We start from the raw sequence: 21,485 nt of genomic DNA, 5'->3' as shown, positions 1-21,485 counted from the left end.
ACAATCGGAAAGCCGTGAGCCCGACAACTCAGAACACGATTGGATGGCTTTGAAGTGCGCAACTGCGTGCCCATCCTTGCGCCTGGCGCGAACGGGCGCGGCGGTGATGCGAAGTGTCATCGGTGAAACGGAAGCGTACGGCGGGCCTGCGTTGCAGTTTTGATGCTGGAAGCCTGGATTTTCCGTGTGCGTCACAGTGTCGGCCGCCGCCCGTGCAGAGGTGGCACTTCACATTCGCTTCAAATTGACCTCAAACCCCCGACACCGGCGCCTTGCACCCTGGCCACCTCCCAGAACGAGGATGGCCGATGAAATCCCTGAAACTGTTGTTGCGGTTCGCCACCATCGGCGGGCTGATCCTGTTGTTGCTGATTCCCTTGTTGCTGATTCGCGGCACCGTGCAGGATCGCGCGCAATACCGCGACCAGGCGGTGGAGCGGGTGGCGCAGAGCAAGGCCGGCGAGCAGCAGTTCATCGCGCCGGTGCGGGTGCTGCCGTACACCGAAGACGTGCAGGTGACCGAGCCGGACGAGGAAGGCAAGCCACACAAGGTCTGGCGCAAGCGCGATGGGCAACTGCTGCAGACCCCGCGCACGCTCAACCTGAGCGGCGAGCTGACCCCGTCCGAGCGCAAGATCGGCCTGTTCCGCGTGCAGGTGTATTCCTGGAAGGCCAAGCTCAAGGCCGAATTCGACCCGTTCGAGTATCCGGCCGTGGCCGGGCGCAGCTATGGTCAGCCGCATCTGGCCGTGGGCATTTCGGACGTACGTGGCCTGGTCGGCACGCCAACGCTGCGGGTGGACGGCCGCACGCTTGCGCTGGAAAGCGGCGCTGGCGGCCTGGCATCGCGCTCGGCCGGCATTCACGCCGATCTGCAGCCCTTGGGCGATCCGCTGGCCGGCAAGCTGGTCGATGGCAATACGCTGGACATGGCATTCGTGCTGGATGGCACGCGCAGCCTGGCCATCGCGCCGATTGGCGACAACAACGAGATCGCTTTGCGCTCGGCCTGGCCGCACCCGCTGTTCGGTGGGCGCTTCCTGCCGAATGCGCCGACCATCGGCGAGCGCGGTTTCGATGCGAGCTGGTCGTTGTCCTCGCTGGCGACCGGTGCGCAAACGCAGCTGCAGTCGTCGCAGTCGTCGCTGGATACGCTGGAAGTGCGTCTGGTCGACCCGGTGGATGTGTATACCCAGGCCGATCGCGCCAGCAAGTACGGCATCCTGTTCGTCGTGCTGACCTTCGTGGCGTTCGTGCTGTTCGAACTGATCAAGCGCTTGCCGATCCATCCGTTGCAATACCTGCTGGTCGGCCTGGCGCTGGCGATCTTCTTCCTGCTGCTGCTGAGCCTTTCCGAGCACATCGCGTTCTGGCAGGCGTATCTGGTGTCGGCGGCGGCGTGCATCGGCCTGCAGTTCTTCTACCTGTCCGGTGTGTTGCGCAGCTGGGTGCGCGCTGCCGGGTTCTCGGTGATGCTGACGGCGTTGTATGGCGTGCTCTATAGCCTGCTGGTCTCCGAAGACAACGCGTTGCTGATGGGCTCGCTGCTGCTGTTCGGCATCCTGGCCAGCATCATGTGGGTGACGCGCAAGGTCGACTGGTACGAGCTTGGCAACAGCCTGCGCTGAGGTCGGCATGCGCGCACATGCACAGGTGTACCGGCGGGCGCAGCGTCTGTTGCCCGCCGGAATCGACACGGTGGCGCTGCTTCCCGCAGCGCCACTACCGCAATGGGAATGCTCGCCGCTGTCGGCATTGCCGCTGGCGCGCGAGGGCCGCCGTGGTGTGATCGGCCTGCGCCTGCATGCGCGCACTGCGCAGGCATTGCGCGTGGATGGGTGCGGGTTTTTGCAGGCGGCGCGGCGGCAGGCGCCTTCAGCGGACGCAGCGGTTCGTGGCTACGGGCCGTGGCAGCGCTTGAGCAACGGCAGTTACTGGGCGCGCAGCGTCGATGCGCTGCTCGGGGTGCTGGTGGCCCAGGACGACGCGGCGGTGTGGCTGATGTGGCAGCAGCCCGACAACGCCACCCAAGACCACGGCGGCTGGCTGCGTTGAGCCGTGGCAGCGCAGCAGCGCGACGCGGCCTGGCTTACCATGGCCGCATGACCGGCACCTCCCTGATGGTTGAGACAGTCCACGGCAACGCGGTGTTGCCGTATCTGGATGCGGTGGCGCAGCTGCGCATCGCGGTGTTCCGCGCATGGCCATACCTGTACGACGGCGATGCCGGCTACGAGCGCGATTATCTGGCCGCCTATGCCGCTTCGCCCGACAGCGTCTTCGTGCTGGCGCGCGATGGCGAGGCTGTCATCGGCGCTTCCACCGGCCTGCCGCTGCTCGACGACAGCGAGGCCTTCCATGCGCCGTTTCGCGCCTGCGGCATCGACCCGGCCAGCGTGTTCTATTTTGGCGAGTCGGTGTTGTTGCCGGCATATCGCGGGCAGGGTATCGGCCACGCCTTCTTCGACCGTCGCGAGGCGCATGCCCGCGCATTGGGCCGCTTTGCGCGCACCGCGTTCTGTTCGGTGGAGCGCACAGCGGACGACCCGCGCAAGCCTGCCGACTATCGGCCCAACGATGCGTTCTGGCGCAAGCGCGGCTACGCGCCGCAGCCGGGCATGCAGGTGCGGCTGGAGTGGGCGGAGTTGCAACACGGGCAGATCGACCACAGCTTGAGTGTGTGGACGCGTGCGCTGAACCCTTGAGCGTGGCGTAGCCGATCATGGTGGTGTGCACCATTGCCTCACTCCAGCGCCGTTAGAGGAATCTTGCCGATGAATGCTCCCCTCACCGTTGCCGTTGCCAGATATCCGATCGGCAAACCCGCGGATTTTGCCGCCTTCGCGGCGCGCATGTCGGCCGTGATCGGCGAGGCCGCGGTTGCCGGCGCGCGGGTGGCGGTGCTGCCGGAATATCTGTCGCTGGAGCTGGCTGCCAGTTTCGGCACGCAGGTGTCGGCCGGCCTGCCGGAGTCGCTGGCGGCCATCCAGACGCTGCGCGCTGCCTGGTTGGAGCTGTTTGCCGGCCTGGCGCGGCAGCACCGCTTGCATGTGATTGCCGGCAGTTTTCTGCTGGATCTGGGTCAGGGGCGCTACCGCAATCGCAGTGACTGGTTCACGCCCGATGGCGGCCACGGTTGGCAGGACAAGCTGCAACTGACCGGCTTCGAAAAGGCGACCGGGCTGATCGAGCCGGGCGATGCGTTGAAGGTATTCGACCTGGATGGGGTACGTGCGGCGATTGCGATCTGCTACGACAGCGAATTTCCGTTGCCGGTACGTGCCCAGTACGAAGCCGGCGCGCGCCTGTTGATCGTGCCCAGTTGCACCGACACTGCCGCCGGCGCCACCCGGGTGCGGGTCGGGTGTCTGGCGCGGGCATTGGAAAACCGCATGTTCGTCGCGCAATCGGTCACCGCCGGCGAGGCGCCCTGGAGCCCGGCGCTGGACGTCAACACCGGCGAGGCGGCGGTGTTTGCGCCGATGGATGTGGGATTCCCCGCCGACGGCGTACTGGCGCAAACCGACGCCGACGCCGTCTGGGCATATGCCGCGCTGGACTTCGATGCGTTCGAGGCCAGCCGCGCGCACGCGCAGGTGGCCAACGACCGCGACTGGCCGGGCCAGTTGGCGCCGCAAGTGGCGCGTGCCAAGCTGGCCGCGTTCGATTGACCAAGCACGATTGATTGCGACCTGCAGTGTGCGCAGGCGCGGCGGCTGCAGACGCGACGGGGGCCTTGGCCCCTGCCGCCGTCGGCCGCGACCGCGCAGCCATCTGCACAGGTGTTCAATCGCCCAGCCTTGCAATACCACCCACCAGGTTCCCATGCCCAAGAAAACCCTGATTCCGCACAGCGTCCGGCTGGAGTTCGCACCCGGCGCGCTGGTGCACAGCAATCTGTCCGGCGCGGCGTTCACCGACGACTGGCTGTGGGTGGCTGGCGACGAAGCCTGCGCGGTGGATCGCCTGCGCAAGCTGCAGCCCGGCCAGCGCGAGACGCTGCGCTTCGGGCAGGGCCAGAGCTTCCCGCTGGCCGAGCTGCTGGATCTTCCGGGCGAGGCCGCCGAGGAGGCCGACCTGGAAGGCATGGGCCTGTCGGACGGCTATCTGTGGGTGATCGGCTCGCATGGTTTGAAGCGCAAGAACGCCAAGCCCGGCCGCGATGACGCCGACAACGCCAAGCGCCTGACCAAACTCAAGCTCGACGCCAACCGCCGTCTGCTGGCCTGCCTGCCGATCGAGCGCGATGCCGACGGCACTCCGCGTCTGGTGCGCGAAGCGGCCGACGGCCGCCGCGCGCTGCGGCTCAAGGGCGACGCCAAGCACAACCAGCTCACCGAGCTGCTGGCCGACGACGCGCATTTCGGCCCGTTCCTGAAGATTCCCGGCAAGGACAACGGCTTCGATATCGAAGGCATCGTGGCCGACGGCAAGCGCCTGCTGCTGGGCCTGCGCGGACCGGTGCTGCGTGGCTGGTCGGCGCTGCTGGAAATCCAGGTGGAGGCGCATGGCGACCATCTGCGCCTGGCGCCACTGGACGAGGACGGCACACTGCTGCGCAAGCATTTCCTGCAACTGGGCGGGCTGGGTATCCGCGATCTGCATTATTCCGGCGACGATCTGTACCTGCTGGCCGGCCCCACGATGGTGTTGAACGGCGAGATCCGCCTGTTCAAGTGGCCGGATGCACGCACCGTGCTGGCTGCCAACCGCGAGCCGGTGCGCTTTCAGCATGCACTGCTGGAATCGGCGGTGCTGCCGCATGGCACCGACAGCGACCGCGCCGAGGCCATCTGCAATCTGCCGCCGCAGCTGGCCGGCAAGGTCCCCAGCTGGCTGGTGTTGTACGACGCACCCGGCCCGGCGCGCAGCGATGGCGAATGCGTGGTGTACGGCGACCTGTTGCGCAATCGCTAAGCCATGCCGACGCGCCGGCTGCAGCCTCCGTGGTGCAGCCGGCGGGTGGATCTGCAACCGCCCTGGTCGCAGCGCAGATGCGCGCGGCGGAAGGCGCTGCGCGGCAGGGTGCGGGCGTGCCGGCAGCGCCGGCCAGGGTCCCGCAGGGCCGATGCGCCCCCGACAGCACTGCCGTAGCACCCGGCCGGGCAGGGCCGCGCTGCGCAAGGTAAAATCGGCGCACTCCCGTTTCGCCGAGCGTTCCATGACCTGCCGCACCCGCTTTGCTCCCAGCCCCACTGGTTACCTGCACATCGGCGGCGCCCGCACCGCCCTGTATTGCTGGCTGGAGGCGCGCCACCGTGGCGGGCAGTTCGTGCTGCGCATCGAAGACACCGACCGCGAACGCAGCACCCAGGCGGCCATCGACGCCATCCTGGAGGCGATGGACTGGCTGGGTCTGGGCTATGACGAAGGCCCGATCTACCAGACCCAGCGCATCGCCCGTTACCAGGAGGTGGCCGAGCAATTGCTGGCACAGGGCAAGGCCTATTACGCCTACGAAACCCGCGAAGAGCTCGACGCCATGCGTGAGGCCGCGATGGCCAGGCAGGAAAAGCCGCGCTACAACGGCGCCGCGCGCGAGCAGCAGCTGCCGTATCGGGACGACCCGAACCGGGTGATCCGCTTCAAGAATCCGCTCGGCGGCACGGTGGTGTTCGACGACCTGATCAAGGGCCGCATCGAGATCGCCAACAGCGAGCTCGACGACATGGTGATCTTCCGCCCGGACGGCTTTCCCACCTACAACTTCGCGGTGGTGGTGGACGATTGGGACATGGGCATCACCGAGGTGATCCGCGGCGACGACCACATCAACAACACCCCGCGCCAGATCAACATCTACGAAGCGCTGGGCGCGCCGGTGCCCAAGTTCGCGCATATGCCGATGATCCTGGACGAGCAGGGCGCCAAGCTGTCCAAGCGCACCGGCGCGGCGGACGTGATGCAGTACAAGGACGCCGGTTATCTGCCGCATGCGCTGATCAACTACCTGGCCCGTCTGGGCTGGTCGCATGGCGACCAGGAGTTGTTCACCCAGCAGGAGCTGCTGGACCTGTTCGACGTCACCGACGTCAATTCCAAGGCGGCGCGCCTGGATATGGCCAAGCTCGGCTGGGTCAACCAGCATTATCTGAAGACCGACGACCCGGCCAGCATCGCGCCGCAGCTGGAATATCAGCTCGCCAAGCTCGGCCTGGACATCGCCGCCGGCCCTGCCGCGGCCGATGTGGTGGTGGCGCTGCGCGAGCGCGTGCAGACCCTGAAGGAAATGGCCGAAAAGGCCGTGGTCTGGTACCAGCCGCTGGAAACGTACGACGAAGCGGCGGTGATCAAGCACCTGAAACTGGGTGCGGAAGTGCCGTTGGGCAAGGCGCGCGAGATGCTGGCTGCGCTGAGCGAGTGGAGTGTGGAGAGCGTGTCGGCGGCGCTGCACGCCGCCGCCGAGGCGCTGGAACTGGGCATGGGCAAGGTCGCCCAGCCGCTGCGCGTGGCCATCACCGGCACCCAGGTCAGCCCGGACATTTCGCAGACGGTGTACCTGGCCGGTCGCGAGGGTGCCTTGAAACGTATCGATGCGGCACTCATCAAGATAGGAGCGGCCTGACGCCGGAGCCTGTATGACCAAGCACACGCACACCCGAACGCACGACCAGGAACACGCCTGCACGGCCCCGCATCACCACGTCGACGATGCCAACAGCTTCGTGCGCGCGGTGGAGCGCGCCTGCAGCGAACGCGGCCTGCGGTTGACGCCGATCCGCGCCAACGTGCTGCGGCTGATCGCCGATGCCGGCAAGCCGGTGAAGGCCTACGAATTGCTGGACTGGGTGCGCGAAGGCAAGGGCGTGGGCGCCGATGCCCCGCCCACGGTGTACCGCGCGCTGGATTTTCTGATGGCGAATGGCTTTGTGCACAAGCTCGAATCGGTCAATGCCTTCGTCGCCTGCCACCACCCCAACAGCGCCCAGCACTCGGTGCCGTTCCTGATCTGCGACCGCTGCCATAGCGCGGTGGAGCTGGAAGACCGCGACGTGGTGGCGCAACTGGAAGCCCGCGCCAAGGCGCTGGGCTTCCAGCCGCAGGCGCAGACGCTGGAAGTGCACGGCCTGTGCGCCAAGTGCGCGGTGGCCGACTAATCGCGCGCGGGCGGCAGTCACTGCCCGGCACGGTGATCGTTGTCGCGGGCAGACGTTGCCTGGTTCTGCCCTGGCAATGCGGGCAGATGGCGGGCGACTCCGGGCACGGCATGCGGGCAGCGCGCGTTCGCGTCCCGGAAAGAACATGCGCCTGGCACGGCGAGGGATGCTCGGGCAGTAGCTTTCCTTGCAACGCTGAGGCCTTGCGGCCTCAGGGTTGCGCTGTGGTGTCTGGGCTCGTTCGCACCTGTTCCCAGTCCAGGCCGAAGCGCGCCAGATACTTGCGCAGGCGATCGGCGTCATTGGTGCTGGCGCGCTGTCCGCGCGAGACCGCGAACAGCTCGCGGCCAGCCTGCGATAGCGACTTGCTGCGCGCACACAGGCGCACCACGTCTTCCAGTTGCACGCGATCGAAGCGATCCAGCTGTTCCACGCCATCGCCCAGCAAGGCCTCCAGCGGCGACGTCGCGTGGGCGCCCTTCCACTGCTGGCGCAGGCGGATGATTTCTTCTTCCACCAGTTCGCTTTGGATACGGCCGGCATTGGCCAGTGTCGCCAGGCGCATGACCGAGGCGCTGAGGTCGCGAAAGTTGCCGTTCCAGCGCGCCTCTGTGCTGGTCGCAAAGGCCAGGTAGCGCGCACGCGCCTCGCGGTTGAAGGCGACCCGCTGATGTTGTTCGCGCGACCACCGCTCCAGTTCGAAATCGATGTTCGGCTCGATGTCCTCCATGCGCTCGGCCAGTCCAGGCAAGCGGTAGGTCCACAGATTAAGGCGTGCCAGCAGGTCGTCGCGGAAGCGCCCTTGCAGTACCTGCTGCTGCAGGTCGCGGTTGGTCCCGGCGATCAGTTGAAACTCGCTGTCCACCTCCTTGTCGCTGCCGACCGGCAAAAAGCGCTTCTCCTCCAGGGCGCGCAACAGCATGGCCTGTTCGTCGAGCCCGAGTTCGCCGATTTCGTCCAGGAACAGCAGCCCCTGGTGGGCGGATCGCAACAGTCCGGGGCGATCGCTGATCGCCCCGGTATAGGCGCCCTTGGTGTGGCCGAACAGGGCGCTCATGGCGCCGTCGCCGCGCAGCGTGGCGCAGTTCACCTCCACGAAGCGTCCGCCCAGCTGGTGCTTGAGTTTTTTCAGCTCGAACACGCGCTTGGCCAGCTGGCTCTTGCCGGCGCCAGTGGGTCCCATCAGCAGCATCGGCGCCCTGGAGCGCGTGGCCACCGTCTCGATTTGCTCGATCATCCGGTTGAACGCGAGGTTGCGCGTGGCGATGCCGTTTTTGAGCAGGGCGCGGTCCTGCATCTGCTGTTGCGCGAAACGCTGCGCAATGCGGTCGTAGCGGGAGAGGTCTAGATCGATCACCGCATAGCTGCCCGCCTCGCCGCTGCCTTGCTTGCGAGGCGGTGAGGTCTGCAGCAGCCGGCCGGGGAAGTGCCGGCTCTCGGTCAGCAGGAAGCAGCAAATCTGGCTGACGTGGCTGCCGGTGGTGATGTGCAGGTAGTAGTCCTCTTCTTCCGGCGCAAACGTATAGCTGGCGAAGAAGTCGTGCAGGGTGGCGTAAACGCCCTCGAAGTCCCAAGGGTCGGCCAGGTAGGTGTCGTGCTGCTGCACCTGGGTGTCTGGCGACACCTGGGCAAGATCGTTGCGGACGACACTCGCCAATCTTGCATGGCGGCGTGCATCGGCGAGCAGTTCGATGCGGCCGACCAGAAAGTCGTCATGCATGCCCAGCGACACCGTGGGGCGCCATTTTTCCCAGCGGCCCGGCCCGGTGCCGGCATCCAGCTGCACGCCGAGCATGCCGAAAATGACCTTGGTCCTGTCCATATCTATCCAGATAAAAAGCGCGCCTGAAGTATACGAAAAACAGAAAATACGCTGTAGGGCCGTGCCATCAAAATAAAAATAATCTTTTATGAAACAGTGGCTTATGAACTAATGACCAAAGTTGGCACGCGCATTGCTGTACAGGGCTCATCACCCACTGCGGGCAGTTCCCGCCAGGAGCCTGACATGGCCAATCTTCAACTCTTCTCCTCGCTGCGTGGCGCGTTGCGGACCAAGGCGACTGCGCGAAACGAGGCCGGCGGTTGCGCCTACGAGCGCACGCCGCGTGGTGCGCTGGCGTTGTATGCGGCCACCGGCTGCTTCAACGGCACCTACTATGCGAGCGCCGACGCGCAGTTGCAGCAGGTGCTGACCTTGTGCGAACAGGTTCCGCCGGCATTCGTTGCGCAGACCGCGATCTATGCCCGTCAGGTAGCGCACATGAAGGACATGCCGGCATTGTTGCTGGCGACGTTGACCACCCGCGACGCTGAGGTCTTTGCCCGTGCGTTTCCCCGCGTGGTCGACAACGGCCGGCTATTGCGCAACTTCGTGCAGATCGTGCGCAGTGGCCAGGTCGGGCGCAAGTCGCTGGGTTCGCTGCCCAAGCGCATGGTGCGGCAGTGGTTGCAGCAGGCGTCGGTGGCCACCATCGTGCAGGCGGCGATCGGGCAGCAGCCGTCGCTGGCAGACGTGATCCGCATGGTGCACCCGAAGCCGGCCGATGCCGAGCGCGAGGCCCTGTATGCGTGGGTCATCGGCAAGCCCTACCAGGAAACCGCATTGCCGGCCGTGCTGCAGGCGTACGAGGCGTTCAAGCGTGCACCGGGCGAGACGTTGCCGGATCTGCCGTTCCAGTACTACACGGCATTGCCGTTAACCCGGGCGCACTGGGCGCTGCTGGCGGAGCGGGTGTCGTGGCAGACGTTGCGGTTGAACCTCAACACGTTTGCGCGTCATGGTGTGTTTGCCGATGCGGCAATGGTGGCCAAGCTGGCTGCGCGTCTGCGTGATCCGGAGCAGATCCAGCGTGCCCGCGTGTTTCCTTATCAATTGCAGATGGCCTATACCGCGGCTAGCGGCTTGCCCCCGCAGATCGGTGGGGCATTGCAGGACGCGATGGAGATCGCGACCCGGCAGGTGCCGGTGCTGGAGGGCAAGGTGGTGGTGGCGGTCGATGTCTCAGGATCGATGGCATCGCCGGTCACCGGCTACCGCAAGGGGGCGACCACCAGCGTGCGTTGCGTGGATGTGGCGGCGTTGATTGCCGCGTGCATGCAGCGTACGAACCCGCAAGCCGCGGTGCTGCCATTCGATACGCAGGTGCGTTCGCTGCGGCTGAATCCACGCGACAGCGTGCTCGCCCAGGCGCAGCAGTTGGCGGCGCAATGCGGGGGCGGCACCAGCATCAGTGCGCCGCTGGCGCACTTGAATGCGATGCGGGCCCAGGTGGATGTGCTGGTGATGGTGTCGGATAACGAGAGCTGGCGCGATACCCGCAGTGGTGTAGCAACGGCAACCATGCAGGAATGGACGCGGTTGAAGGCGCGTTGTCCGCAGGCCCGCATGGTGTGCATCGACCTGCAGCCGGTCGCGACCAGCCAGACGCTGGAGCGCGACGACATCCTGCATGTCGGCGGTTTCAGCGATGCGGTGTTCGACCTGATCGCGACGTTCGCAGCGCAGGGTGCAGGTGCGACGCGCTGGGTCGAGCGGATCGGCTCGATCGAGCTGTGAGCACACGGACGTGTGCAGACCCGGCGGGCAATGGGGCCCGCCGGGTGGTGGCAGAAATGCCATGTGGTGATTAAGCGGTAGCGACTGACCTGGCAGCAGTGCCATGGTCTGGTTGCCACCTACAGGTTTCACCGTCGGCGGTCACGAATGCCGATGAAACTACAGCCTCTTACGCTCCAGGTCGCGGGTTCGAGTCCCGCCCACCCTGTGTGGGGTGGTAGCTCAGCTGGTTAGAGCAGGATGTTTCATCTCCGTTGTCGTGGTCGCCGTCGGTCTTGTTGTCTGCGTTGTCGTGCGAATGCAAGTGAAACTCCATGGTCGCGGGTTCGAATCCCGCCCGTCATGACGGTAGCTCAGTGGTAGAGCGCGCGTTTCATTGATCTTGTCGCAGGCAGCGTGGCTTGGTTTTGCGGTGAATGCCGGTGGAACTACATCGATCCCCTTCATTGGGTTGGGTTCAAATCCCGACTGCGTTGCTGCGGCTCCGGCCGCCGCCACGCAGAGCATTCCATCACTTTTGTCACCGCGCTTTTTTCCGTCATCGCCGCTTATGACGCGTGCGCATCGGCCTTCGGTCCGTTGCCTCGCTGCTGGGTTCGCTGGCGGGCTCCAGCGCCTGCCTCGGGTGGGCGATGGTCTTGCGTCAAAGCATTCTGCGGCTCGCCCGCGGGATGCCGTTCTTTGCGGTGAATGCGGTTGGAACTACATCGGTGTCCCTTCAATGGGTGGGTTCAAATCCCAGTGCAATGCGGCGGCTGTCGCACTGCAGTCTGTTCCGCCACTTTGTCACCGCGCCTTTTCATTGTTTTGTTGCAAGGAGTCTTTCAATGAGCGACCTACACTACGATGTGATTGCCCAGCCGGGTGCGGCCCCCATCAAGCTGTGGACGCGCGGCGTTCCGCTTGAGGACGAAGCGCGCCAGCAGTTGCAGAACATCGCCAAGCTGCCTTTCATCCACCGCTGGATCGCGGTCATGCCCGACGTGCATTTGGGCAAGGGAGCCACGGTGGGGTCGGTGGTGCCGACCATCGGTGCGATCGTGCCTGCCGCAGTCGGCGTGGATATCGGGTGCGGCATGATCGCCGCGCGCACCACGTTGGTGGCCAGCGACCTGCCGGACAACCTGGCCGCGATCCGCAGCGCGATCGAGCGCGCGGTGCCGCATGGGCGCACGCCGGGTGCGCGCGACAAGGGGGCATGGCAGACCCCGCCGGGGCATGCGATCGATGGCTGGTCGCAGCTGGCGAGCGATTTTGCGTTGATCTGCGAGCGCCATCCGCGGTTGCACAAGACCAATAACCTGCAGCACCTGGGAACGTTGGGAACCGGCAACCATTTTGTTGAGGTCTGCCTGGATGAGGCGCAGCGCGTATGGTTCATGCTGCACTCCGGATCGCGCGGCGTCGGCAATGCGATCGGCAACCATTTCATCCAGCTGGCCAAGAACGAGATGCGGCGCTGGATGATCAACCTGCCGGACCAGGACCTGGCCTACCTGCCGGAAGGCAGCGAGCACTATGCCGACTACGTGTTTGCAGTGGACTGGGCGCAACGCTATGCGCGGATCAATCGGGAAATCATGATGCGTCACGTGGTGGCGGCCGTGCGCACTGTCATCGCCAAGCCGTTCGAGGCGCAGGCGGAGGCGGTGAACTGTCACCACAACTACGTCAGCCGCGAGCACCACTTCGGCAAGGACGTGTTCGTGACGCGCAAGGGTGCGGTGAGTGCCCGCAAGGGCGAGCTGGGCATCATTCCCGGCAGCATGGGCGCCAAGAGTTTCATCGTGCGCGGACTCGGCAATGCCGACAGCTTCCATAGCTGCAGCCATGGTGCTGGACGGGTCATGAGCCGCACCGAGGCCAAGCGGCGCATCAGCCTCGACGACCACATCAAGGCCACGGCGCATGTGGAATGCCGCAAGGATCAGGACGTGGTGGACGAGTCGCCCGCGGCGTACAAGCCGATCGAGGCGGTGATGCATGCACAGCGCGACCTGGTGGAAATCGTGCATACGCTTCGGCAGGTGGTATGCGTCAAGGGATAGGCCTGCGCATTGGTTTCCGCAGCGCTAGCGATGCGTTGCGTCGACGCTGCGGCATCGGACACCGCTGCAGCGCAGGTGCAACCAGCGGGCGCCGCCTGGGCATTGGATCCAACTACACTGCGCCGGCATGGCATTGACAGCCCCGATCTGGGCATCGGGGCGTTTATTTGAATGGATGTGCGTCATGGACATGATTGAAATCGATGGAGCGGCAGGCGGTGGACAGTTGTTGCGCACCGCATTGACGTTGAGCCTGTGCACCGGGACCGGCTTTGTCATGCACAATATCCGCGGAGCGCGTTCACGCCCGGGTTTGATGCGTCAGCACCTGACGGCCGTCAATGCGGCGGCGGCGATTGGGCAGGCGCGTACGCATGGTGCGCAGATCGGTGCGACGGCGTTGCGGTTCGAGCCGGGCCAGGTGTTGCCGGGGACATATCGCTTCGCGACCGGAAGTGCGGGCTCTGCCACCTTGGTGTTGCAGACTGTGCTGCCTGCGCTTTGGCAGGCGGCGGCACCTTCGAGCCTGACGTTCGAAGGCGGGACGCACAATCCGTTGGCGCCGAGTGCCGATTTCATCGCCAACTGCTATCTGCCTGCCTTGCAGCGGATGGGCGTGCGCGTGTCGGCGGTACTGGAGCGGCATGGCTTTTATCCGGCCGGCGGCGGAGTGCTGCAGGTGGCGGTGGAGCCTTGTGCGCAGCTCCAGCGTGCCGTGTTCGATGCACGCGGGACGTTGGAGTCGATCGAGGCGACGATCCTGATCTCCGGGTTGTCGACCAAGATCGGGCATCGCGAGTTACGCGTGTTGGCTGCACGTCTGGGCGTGGACCCCAGCCCGCGCCATGTGGAGAGCGTGCGTCCTGCGTTGGGGCCGGGCAACGTCGCGCTTGTGCATGTGCGCCATGCAGCGCATGTCGAGACCTTTGCCGGCTACGGCGAGCGCGGTGTGGCCGCCGAGCAGGTGGGCGAGCGCCTTGCCGATCAGGTGCAGCGGTATCTCGATGCTGGCGCCTGCGTTGGCGAGTATCTGTCGGACCAGTTGTTGCTGCCGATGGCGCTGGCCGGCGGTGGCGGGTTCACCACCGATGCCATCAGTGAGCATCTGGCGAGCAACGCCCGGCTGATCGAGAAGTTCCTGCCGGTGGAGATCACCTGGCTGCCGATGGCAGACGGCCAGTGGCGCGTGTCTGTTGATCGCTGAGGTGAGGCAGGCGTTGCGTTGGTGGCAGCGCCTGCGCCCGGCGAGGGTCAGCTGAGAGCCAATGCCATGCACAGAGGCATTGCTGCATCGGGCGACGACCTATGACCAGTGTGCGCAGTGCGGGAGTGCGCTTTGGTGCCATGCCTGCCCGATGCGTCAGCCCGGTGCCGACTCGAGCGTATACGCCGCCAGGAACATCTTGACCGCACGCTGCGCGGCGCCGCGCAGGTAATCAGGCGAGGGGTCTTTCAGTGCGCCGAACAGGCAGGGCATCAGCGTTTCCGACTCCAGCAGCGCACCCAGCTGCCTGGATGCAAGCAGCGGGTCGCCGCGCCGCATCAATCCCGCTTCCATCTGTTGCTGCAGGTAGTCGGCCATGCGTTGCATGCCTTCTTCGGGGCCTGCGTTGAAGAACAATGCCCCCACGTCCGATCGCCCCGACACCCCAATGATGGTCTGCCAGATCGTGATCGATGTCGGCGCGCACAGAAAGGCCAGGATGTCTTCGCCAAAGCGCTGCAAGGTCTGTGCGACGGATCCGCGGCTCTGTGCCAGCGCGTCAAGCATCGGGTCGATGTAGCTGTCGGACATGTCGCTGGCGAAAGCGATGAACAGTTCTTCCTTGGACGGGAAATAGCCGTAGAGCGTGCGCTTGGAGCCGCCGACCCGGGTGGCGATCTGCGACATCGAGGCGCCTTCGAAGCCCAGTTCGAGGAACACCTCGCTGGCCGCCTGGACGATGGCGTCGCGTTTTTCTTCGGTTCTGACCCGCATCAACTCACTCCACTTTTGAAGTTTAAGTATACCGACTGGGCAGAAATGCTTGACGGCCACGGACACGCTTATTAGGATACCGAACCGTACCGTTTAGATTTAACCCTCACTGTCCCTCCGGAGACATCCTCGTGCGTTCTCATGCTTCGTTCCGCCTGCCGTTGCTCGCCGTTGTCGTCACCGCCCTGCTGAGTGCCTGCGGCAGCCCGCCGGGCGGACCGCCACCGGAAGAGGGCACGCCGGAGATGGCCGTGCTGACCGTCCAGCAGCAGCCGGTGTCGCTGACCACCGCGCTGCCGGGGCGTACCGTGCCGTACCTGATTGCCGAAATCCGCCCGCAGGTCGGCGGCATCGTGCAGTCGCGTCAGTTCACCGAGGGCGGCAACGTCAAGGCCGGGCAGACGCTGTACCAGATCGATCCGGCGACCTACCGCGCCAGCTACGCCAGCGCCCAGGCCACCCTGGCCAGAGCGCAGGCCAATCTGCGCACCGCCAGGCTCAAGGCCGAGCGCTACACCGAGCTGGCGCAGATCAAGGCGATCAGCCAGCAAGAGGGCGACGACACCGCCGCGGCGCTGGGCCAGGCCGAAGCCGATGTGGCTGCCGGCAAGGCCAGCGTGGAGACCGCCCGGATCAATCTGGCCTTCGCCCGCCTGGACGCGCCGATCTCCGGCCGCATCGGCCGCTCCAGCGTGACGCCGGGCGCGTTGGTGACCGCCAACCAGTCCACTGCACTGACCACCATCCAGCAGCTGGACCCGATCTACATCGACGTCACCCAGCCCAGCGCGGCGGTATTGCGGCTGAAGCAGGCGATGGCGCGCGGCGACCTTGAAAAGGCCGGCGAGGGCGCGGCCAAGGTCTCGCTGCTGCTGGAAGACGGCAGCGCCTATCCGTTGCAGGGCCAGCTGGCGTTCTCCGATGTCACCGTCGATCAGAACACCGGCTCGATCACCTTGCGCGCGGTGTTCCCGAACCCGAACGCCGATCTGCTGCCGGGCATGTATGTGCGCGCGGTGCTGCAAGAGGGCGTCAAGCAACATGGCCTGCTGGTGCCGCAGCAGGCGGTCTCGCGCAATGGTGCCGGCAAGCCGACCGCATTCGTGGTGGGCGCCGACCACAAGCTGCAGTTGCGCGTGCTGGAGACCGACCGTGAAGTCGGCGACCAGTGGCTGGTGCGCAGTGGCCTGAAGCCCGGCGAACAGGTGGTGGTCGAAGGCGCCTCGCGTGCGCGCGACGGCATCGAGGTCAAGACCGTGCCATGGCAGCCCAAGGGCACGCCCGCTGCCGCTGGTCATGCTGCCGGTGCTGCTGGCAACTCTTCCGCCCCGACCGCACCGCGTGCGGCCAACTGAGGCGGGATCACACGTCATGGCACGCTTCTTTATCGATCGTCCGATCTTCGCCTGGGTGTTGGCCATCATCGTGATGCTGGCCGGCATCCTGTCCATCGCCACCTTGCCGATCGCGCAATACCCCAGCATCGCGCCGCCCGCTGTCGCCATCACCGCCAACTATCCGGGCGCCTCGGCGCAGACCCTGGAAGACACCGTCACCCAGGTCATCGAGCAGAAGATGAAGGGCCTGGACCATCTCAGCTACATGGCCTCCACCAGCGAATCCAGCGGCACGGTGACCATCACCCTGACCTTCGACAACGGCACCGACCCGGACACCGCGCAGGTGCAGGTGCAGAACAAGTTGTCGCTGGCCACGCCGTTGCTGCCGCAGGAAGTGCAGCAGCAGGGCGTGACGGTCACCAAGTCGGCCACCAACTTCGTCAACGTGCTGGCCTTCACCTCCGAAGACGGCAGCATGAGCGATTCGGACCTGTCCGATTACGTGGCGGCCAATGTGCAGGAAACCATCAGCCGCGTCGAAGGCGTGGGCGACACCACGCTGTTCGGTTCGCAATACGCCATGCGCATCTGGCTGGACCCGAACAAGCTGAGCAATTTCAGCCTGACCCCGGTGGATGTGCGCAGCGCAATCCAGGCGCAGAACGCGCAGGTGTCGGCCGGCCAGCTCGGCGCATTGCCGGCGGTGGCCAACCAGCAACTCAATGCCACCATCACCGCGCAGACCCGGCTCAAGACCGCCGAACAGTTCGAGAACATCCTGCTGCGCACGCAGTCCGATGGCTCTCAGGTGCGGCTGCGCGATGTGGCGCGGGTCGAACTGGGCAGCGAAAGCTACAACACGGTGGGTCGCTACAACGGCAAGCCCGCAGCGGGCCTGGCGATCAAGCTGGCCACCGGTGCGAATGCGCTGGACACGGTGCGCGCCATCGACAAGAGCCTGGAAGAACAGGAGAAGTTCTTCCCGCCGGGCATGAAGGTGCAAAAGCCCTACGACACCACGCCGTTCGTGCGCATCTCCATCGAGCAGGTGGTGCATACGCTGGTCGAGGCAGTGGTGCTGGTGTTCCTGGTGATGTACCTGTTTCTGCAGAACTTCCGCGCCACCTTGATTCCGACGATTGCGGTGCCGGTGGTATTGCTGGGTACGTTCGGCGTGCTGGCCGCGTTCGGCTTCACCATCAATACGCTGACCATGTTCGCGATGGTGCTGGCGATCGGCCTGCTGGTGGACGATGCCATCGTGGTGGTGGAAAACGTCGAGCGCGTGATGGGCGAGGAGCAGTTGTCGCCCAAGGACGCCACCCGCAAATCGATGGACCAGATTTCCGGTGCGCTGGTGGGTGTGGCGCTGGTGCTTGCTGCGGTGTTTGTGCCGATGGCGTTCTTCGGCGGGTCCACCGGCGTGATCTACCGGCAGTTCTCGATCACCATTGTGTCGGCGATGACCTTGTCGGTGCTGGTGGCGATGATTTTGACCCCGGCCCTGTGCGCCAGCTTGCTCAAGCCGGTGCACAAGGGCCATGGCATGGCCACCACCGGCTTCTTCGGCTGGTTCAACCGCCTGTTCGATCGCGGCAACACCCGCTACCAGGGCGTGGTGCGGCACATGCTGGGCAAGGGCTGGCGCTACATGCTTGCCTATGCGGTGCTGCTGGCGCTGGTGGTGGTGGGGTTCATGAAATTGCCGGTGGGCTTCCTGCCGGATGAAGACCAGGGCACCTTGTTCGTGCTGGTGCAACTGCCGCCGGGTGCCAGCGATGCGCGCACCGGCGAGGTGATCCGGCAGGTGGAGCATCACTTCCTGGTGGATCAGAAGGACTCGGTGTCCGGCGTGTTTGCGGTCTCCGGTTTCAGCTTCGCCGGCACCGGGCAGAACGTGGGGCTTGCCTTCGTCAAGCTGCGGCCGTGGGACGAGCGTACCGGCAAGGGCCAGAGCGTCACCGACGTGGCGGCCAAGGCCGGGGCGTATTTCGCCAGTATTCGCGATGCCAAGGTGTTCGCCTTCGCGCCACCGGCGGTGTCGGAACTGGGCAATGCCACCGGCTTCGATCTGATGCTGCAGGACCGCGCCAACCTGGGCCACGACGCCTTGATGCAGGCGCGCAATCAATTGCTCGCCGAGCTGTCGCAGGACAAGCGGCTGGTGGCGGTGCGCCCGAACGGGCAGGAAGACACGCCCGAATTCAAGCTGGAGATCGACCCGCACCGGGCGCAGGCGATGGGGGTGTCGATCTCCGACATCAACAACACCTTCTCCAGCGCATGGGGCAGCGTGTACGTCAACGACTTCATCGACAAGGGACGTGTCAAGAAGGTGCTGCTGCAGGCCGACGCGCCGTACCGCATGAATCCGCAGGACATCGACCGCTGGTTCGTGCGTAACAGCGCGGGCACCATGGTGCCGTTCAACGCCTTCGCCACCGCCAGCTGGCAATCGGGTTCGCCGCGGCTGGAGCGTTACAACAGCGTGCCGTCGGTGGAGATCCTGGGCATGGCGCTGCCCGGCGCGGCGTCCAGTGGCGAAGCGATGCAGATCGTGGAAGCGGCGGCGGCAAAATTGCCGCCGGGTATCGGCTTTGAATGGACCGGGTTGTCGCGACAGGAAAAATCCTCCACCGGCCAGACCGGCCTGTTGTACGGCCTGTCGATCCTGATCGTGTTCCTGTGTCTGGCTGCGTTGTACGAAAGCTGGGCGATTCCGTTCTCGGTGATCCTGGTGGTGCCGCTAGGTGTGTTCGGCACGCTGCTGGGCGCGATCCTGACCTGGAAAATGAATGACGTGTACTTCCAGGTGGGGTTGTTGACCACGATTGGTCTGGCATCGAAAAACGCAATCCTGATCGTGGAGTTTGCCAAGGAGCTGCATGAGAGCGGCAAGAGCCTGATCGAGTCGGCACTGGAAGCGGCGCGCATGCGCTTGCGGCCGATCCTGATGACATCGCTGGCCTTCATCCTGGGCGTGGTGCCACTGGTGCTCACCAGTGGTGCCGGTGCCGGCGCGCAGCATGCGCTGGGTACGGCGGTGATCGGCGGCATGTTGTCCGGCACGGTGCTGGCGATCTTTTTCGTACCGCTGTTTTTCGTGCTGGTCAGCGGCATGTTCAAGCGTCGCGCGCAGCCTGCCACGCCCGCCACTGCGCAACCGACAGGACACTGACATGACACCGATTCGCATGACACTTGCCGCCATCGCGGTGGCCAGCGCGCTGTCTGGCTGCACCATGATGCCGCGCTACACCCGTCCCGACGCTCCGGTGCCGGAACACTTCGCCGGTGCCGGGTCCACCACAACGGCCGACGCGGCTGCAAGCGAACCGGCGCGCAGCGTGGCCGATATCGGCTGGCGCGAGGTCTTCACCGACCCGGCGTTGCAGCAGGTGATCGCGCTGGCGCTGGAGAACAACCGCGACCTGCGCGTGGCCGCACTCAACATCGAAGTGGCGCGTGCGCAGTACCGGGTGGAGCGCGCTGCGTTGGTGCCGGCCATCAATGGCACCGGCACGGCGAACAATTCGCGCACGCCGAGCGAGCTTGCCATCCCCGGGCAGCCGGCGGTGTTTCGCACCTACAGTGCCAACATCGGCATCAGCGCGTACGAACTGGATCTGTTCGGGCGCGTGCGCAGCCTCAAGGAACAGGCGTTGCAACAGTTCCTGTCCACCGCCGAAGCCCGCCGCAGTACCCATATCAGCCTGGTCGCAGAAGTCGCCACCGCGTATCTGACCCTGGCCGCCGACCAGGCGTCGCTGCAATTGGCGCAGTCCACCTTGCGTAACCAAGACGACAGTTATCGCCTGCAGCAACGCAGTTTCGAATTGGGCGTCGCCTCGCAGCTGACCCTGCGCCAGGCGCAGACCACGGTGGAAACCGCACGCGTGGACGTGGAGCGCTACACCGCGCAGGTAGCGCAGGATCGCAACGCCCTGGTGCTGCTGGTCGGCACGGCTGTGCCGGACGCCTTGTTGCCGCGTGCGTTGCCCGATAGCGCCAGCGTGGAAGGCAGTGTGCTGGCCAGCGTGCCGGCCGGGTTGCCGTCGCAGCTGCTGCAGCGTCGCCCGGACATCCTGGAAGCCGAGCGCAACCTGCGTGCGGCCAATGCCAACATCGGTGCGGCGCGTGCGGCGTTCTTTCCCAGCATCAGCCTGACCGGCTCGGTGGGCTCATCCAGCAGCAGCCTGTCGAACCTGTTCGATTCTGGCACGCGCGCCTGGAGCTTCGTACCGACGCTGACCTTGCCGATCTTCAATGCCGGGCGAAATCGCGCCAATCTGGACATGGCCAAGGCCAACCGCGATATCGAGGTGGCCCGCTACGAGAAATCGATCCAGAGTGCGTTCCGCGAAGTGTCCGATGCGCTTGCGCAACGCGATACGCTGGGCCGGCAGTTGCAGGCGCAGCAGGCGTTGGTCGATGCGACCGCCGATAGCTATCGCTTGTCGCAGGCGCGTTTCGAACGTGGCGTCGACAGTTATCTGCAGGCACTGGATGCGCAGCGCTCGCTGTACAGCGCCCAGCAGACCTTGATCGGCACGCAGCTGTCGCGGTTGACCAATCTGGTGACGTTCTACAAGGCGATGGGTGGCGGCTGGTTGCAGACGGCAGAGCCGGAGGTGGCCAGCGTCGCGACGGGGCAGCCGCATGGATGACCAGACCCCGGCCGACGCTGCACTGCGTGCGCCTGCGCCACCCGGCAAGCGCGGTGCCATCCTGGCGGCGGCGCGTGCGCTGTTCGAGCGCTACGGATTCGAGGGCACCAGCATGGACACCATCGCCCAACAGGCGCGGGTGTCCAAGGCCACGCTGTACGCGTACTTTGCGTCCAAGGAAGTGCTGTTCCGCACCACGCTGGAGGCATTGGCGCATGCGCCGCGCAGTCACTGGGACGGGTTGCTGGAGGCGCAAGGTCCATTGGATCGGCGCCTGATTGCCGTTGCCAATGCGCTGCTGCGCGTGGCGAGCCGCAGCGCATTGGACGATGCCGCGTACGCGTTGGTGCGCCCGCCGGTATTGCCCAGCCAGATGCGCGAGGAGATGTGGATGCTGTGCTTCGAGCGTTACGACCGCATGATGCTTACCTTGCTGGCGCGCGAGGTGGCCGCCGGAGCGCTGGCGATCGACGATCTGCCGGAGGCATCGGTCCATTTTTTCGGGTTGATGACCGGGCTGCCCGCCAACGCGACGATGCGTGGCGACCTGTTGCAGGCACCGGCTGCAGCGCAGCAGGTGTATGTCGCCAGTGCGGTAGCGCTGTTCCTGCGCGCGTATCGGCCGCAACCGTCGGCGGTGCGCACGGCAGGCAAGCGCGAAGTGCCTGGCGGGTTCTAGTTGCAGCAGCAGGACTGCGCGATGGATGGCAGTAGTCGCTGGTGCGTTGTCTGCGTTCGCATGCAGGGCCACCACTGCATCAGGCGCGCTGCGCGTTGATGAGGGTCGCTCATAAGC

Annotated in this window: 16 protein-coding genes; 14 read left to right on the top strand and 2 right to left on the bottom strand. The window is 65.5% G+C overall.

Translation table 11 applies throughout. From position 1 onward, the window contains the following. The first annotated feature begins 308 nt into the window (after window positions 1-308). The 7 genes from creD (at window position 309) to FHY18_RS04085 (ending at window position 7,097) form a co-directional block, all read left to right on the top strand. Complete coding sequence (creD, locus tag FHY18_RS04115) at window positions 309-1,628, top strand: cell envelope integrity protein CreD (protein WP_259151563.1); 1,320 nt, start codon at window positions 309-311, stop codon at window positions 1,626-1,628. Window positions 1,629-1,635: 7 nt separating this feature from the next. Next, window positions 1,636-2,055 carry a hypothetical protein gene (locus tag FHY18_RS04110; protein WP_259151561.1) on the top strand — a complete coding sequence of 140 codons (420 nt, stop codon included), beginning with the start codon at window positions 1,636-1,638 and terminating at the stop codon, window positions 2,053-2,055. A gap of 47 nt (window positions 2,056-2,102) precedes the next feature. After that, a complete protein-coding gene (locus tag FHY18_RS04105) occupies window positions 2,103-2,705 on the top strand; it encodes a GNAT family N-acetyltransferase (protein WP_259151559.1) in 603 nt (200 codons plus the stop codon). Window positions 2,706-2,774: 69 nt separating this feature from the next. Beyond that, window positions 2,775-3,671 (top strand): carbon-nitrogen hydrolase family protein, encoded by an 897-nt coding sequence (locus FHY18_RS04100; RefSeq protein WP_259151558.1) that lies wholly within the window; start codon window positions 2,775-2,777, stop codon window positions 3,669-3,671. Window positions 3,672-3,825: 154 nt separating this feature from the next. Continuing rightward, on the top strand, window positions 3,826-4,917 hold the full coding sequence (locus tag FHY18_RS04095) for a DUF3616 domain-containing protein (RefSeq protein ID WP_259151556.1): 1,092 nt from the start codon (window positions 3,826-3,828) through the stop codon (window positions 4,915-4,917). Between the two features lie 244 nt (window positions 4,918-5,161). Further along, window positions 5,162-6,565, top strand: coding sequence for a glutamate--tRNA ligase (gltX, locus tag FHY18_RS04090; RefSeq protein ID WP_259151555.1), 1,404 nt, complete (start codon window positions 5,162-5,164; stop codon window positions 6,563-6,565). Window positions 6,566-6,578: 13 nt separating this feature from the next. Next, the gene (locus FHY18_RS04085) at window positions 6,579-7,097 is read left to right on the top strand and encodes a transcriptional repressor (RefSeq protein ID WP_259151553.1); all 519 of its coding nucleotides are present in this window, start codon (window positions 6,579-6,581) and stop codon (window positions 7,095-7,097) included. A gap of 211 nt (window positions 7,098-7,308) precedes the next feature. Here the strand turns inward: FHY18_RS04085 and rtcR are convergent, their stop codons facing one another. Beyond that, window positions 7,309-8,919 carry an RNA repair transcriptional activator RtcR gene (gene rtcR / locus FHY18_RS04080; protein WP_259151552.1) on the bottom strand — a complete coding sequence of 537 codons (1,611 nt, stop codon included), beginning with the start codon at window positions 8,917-8,919 and terminating at the stop codon, window positions 7,309-7,311. 186 nt (window positions 8,920-9,105) lie between these two features. Here rtcR and FHY18_RS04075 point away from each other — a divergent pair, with 186 nt between their 5' ends. The 3 genes from FHY18_RS04075 (at window position 9,106) to rtcA (ending at window position 13,908) form a co-directional block, all read left to right on the top strand. After that, a complete protein-coding gene (locus FHY18_RS04075; protein ID WP_259151543.1) occupies window positions 9,106-10,656 on the top strand; it encodes a VWA domain-containing protein in 1,551 nt (516 codons plus the stop codon). A gap of 827 nt (window positions 10,657-11,483) precedes the next feature. Further along, window positions 11,484-12,704, top strand: a complete 1,221-nt coding sequence (locus FHY18_RS04070; RefSeq protein WP_259151542.1) for an RtcB family protein — start codon at window positions 11,484-11,486, stop codon at window positions 12,702-12,704. Window positions 12,705-12,888: 184 nt separating this feature from the next. Further along, entirely contained in the window at window positions 12,889-13,908 is a 1,020-nt protein-coding gene (rtcA, locus tag FHY18_RS04065) for an RNA 3'-terminal phosphate cyclase (protein WP_259151539.1), read from the top strand. A gap of 156 nt (window positions 13,909-14,064) precedes the next feature. On the opposite strand, the gene FHY18_RS04060 is transcribed toward rtcA, so the two are convergent. Next, window positions 14,065-14,682, bottom strand: coding sequence for a TetR/AcrR family transcriptional regulator (locus FHY18_RS04060; protein WP_259151537.1), 618 nt, complete (start codon window positions 14,680-14,682; stop codon window positions 14,065-14,067). Between the two features lie 131 nt (window positions 14,683-14,813). On the opposite strand from FHY18_RS04060, the gene FHY18_RS04055 reads away from it, so the two are divergent. The 4 genes from FHY18_RS04055 to FHY18_RS04040 are packed head-to-tail and all read left to right on the top strand — an operon-like array spanning window position 14,814 to window position 21,368. Further along, the gene (locus FHY18_RS04055) at window positions 14,814-16,037 is read left to right on the top strand and encodes an efflux RND transporter periplasmic adaptor subunit (RefSeq protein WP_259151535.1); all 1,224 of its coding nucleotides are present in this window, start codon (window positions 14,814-14,816) and stop codon (window positions 16,035-16,037) included. A 16-nt stretch (window positions 16,038-16,053) separates the two neighbouring features. Continuing rightward, window positions 16,054-19,200 (top strand): efflux RND transporter permease subunit, encoded by a 3,147-nt coding sequence (locus tag FHY18_RS04050; protein WP_259151534.1) that lies wholly within the window; start codon window positions 16,054-16,056, stop codon window positions 19,198-19,200. 1 nt (window position 19,201) lies between these two features. Then, window positions 19,202-20,689 (top strand): AdeC/AdeK/OprM family multidrug efflux complex outer membrane factor, encoded by a 1,488-nt coding sequence (gene adeC, locus FHY18_RS04045; RefSeq protein ID WP_259151531.1) that lies wholly within the window; start codon window positions 19,202-19,204, stop codon window positions 20,687-20,689. Continuing rightward, window positions 20,682-21,368 carry a TetR/AcrR family transcriptional regulator gene (locus FHY18_RS04040; RefSeq protein WP_259151529.1) on the top strand — a complete coding sequence of 229 codons (687 nt, stop codon included), beginning with the start codon at window positions 20,682-20,684 and terminating at the stop codon, window positions 21,366-21,368. Before adeC ends, FHY18_RS04040 begins: the two co-directional genes overlap by 8 nt. Window positions 21,369-21,485: the final 117 nt, after the last annotated feature.

The organism is Xanthomonas sp. 3793 (assembly GCF_024806835.1).
GTDB lineage: Bacteria > Pseudomonadota > Gammaproteobacteria > Xanthomonadales > Xanthomonadaceae > Xanthomonas > Xanthomonas arboricola_F.
This window is presented reverse-complemented; position numbering and strand designations above follow the sequence as displayed.

Coding starts and splice junctions, on each gene's coding strand:
- creD (WP_259151563.1), top strand. CDS start 309: ATGAAATCCCTGAAACTGTTGTTGCGGTTCGCCACCATCGGCGGGCTG.
- FHY18_RS04110 (WP_259151561.1), top strand. CDS start 1,636: ATGCGCGCACATGCACAGGTGTACCGGCGGGCGCAGCGTCTGTTGCCC.
- FHY18_RS04105 (WP_259151559.1), top strand. CDS start 2,103: ATGACCGGCACCTCCCTGATGGTTGAGACAGTCCACGGCAACGCGGTG.
- FHY18_RS04100 (WP_259151558.1), top strand. CDS start 2,775: ATGAATGCTCCCCTCACCGTTGCCGTTGCCAGATATCCGATCGGCAAA.
- FHY18_RS04095 (WP_259151556.1), top strand. CDS start 3,826: ATGCCCAAGAAAACCCTGATTCCGCACAGCGTCCGGCTGGAGTTCGCA.
- gltX (WP_259151555.1), top strand. CDS start 5,162: ATGACCTGCCGCACCCGCTTTGCTCCCAGCCCCACTGGTTACCTGCAC.
- FHY18_RS04085 (WP_259151553.1), top strand. CDS start 6,579: ATGACCAAGCACACGCACACCCGAACGCACGACCAGGAACACGCCTGC.
- rtcR (WP_259151552.1), bottom strand. CDS start 8,919: ATGGACAGGACCAAGGTCATTTTCGGCATGCTCGGCGTGCAGCTGGAT.
- FHY18_RS04075 (WP_259151543.1), top strand. CDS start 9,106: ATGGCCAATCTTCAACTCTTCTCCTCGCTGCGTGGCGCGTTGCGGACC.
- FHY18_RS04070 (WP_259151542.1), top strand. CDS start 11,484: ATGAGCGACCTACACTACGATGTGATTGCCCAGCCGGGTGCGGCCCCC.
- rtcA (WP_259151539.1), top strand. CDS start 12,889: ATGGACATGATTGAAATCGATGGAGCGGCAGGCGGTGGACAGTTGTTG.
- FHY18_RS04060 (WP_259151537.1), bottom strand. CDS start 14,682: ATGCGGGTCAGAACCGAAGAAAAACGCGACGCCATCGTCCAGGCGGCC.
- FHY18_RS04050 (WP_259151534.1), top strand. CDS start 16,054: ATGGCACGCTTCTTTATCGATCGTCCGATCTTCGCCTGGGTGTTGGCC.
- adeC (WP_259151531.1), top strand. CDS start 19,202: ATGACACCGATTCGCATGACACTTGCCGCCATCGCGGTGGCCAGCGCG.
- FHY18_RS04040 (WP_259151529.1), top strand. CDS start 20,682: ATGGATGACCAGACCCCGGCCGACGCTGCACTGCGTGCGCCTGCGCCA.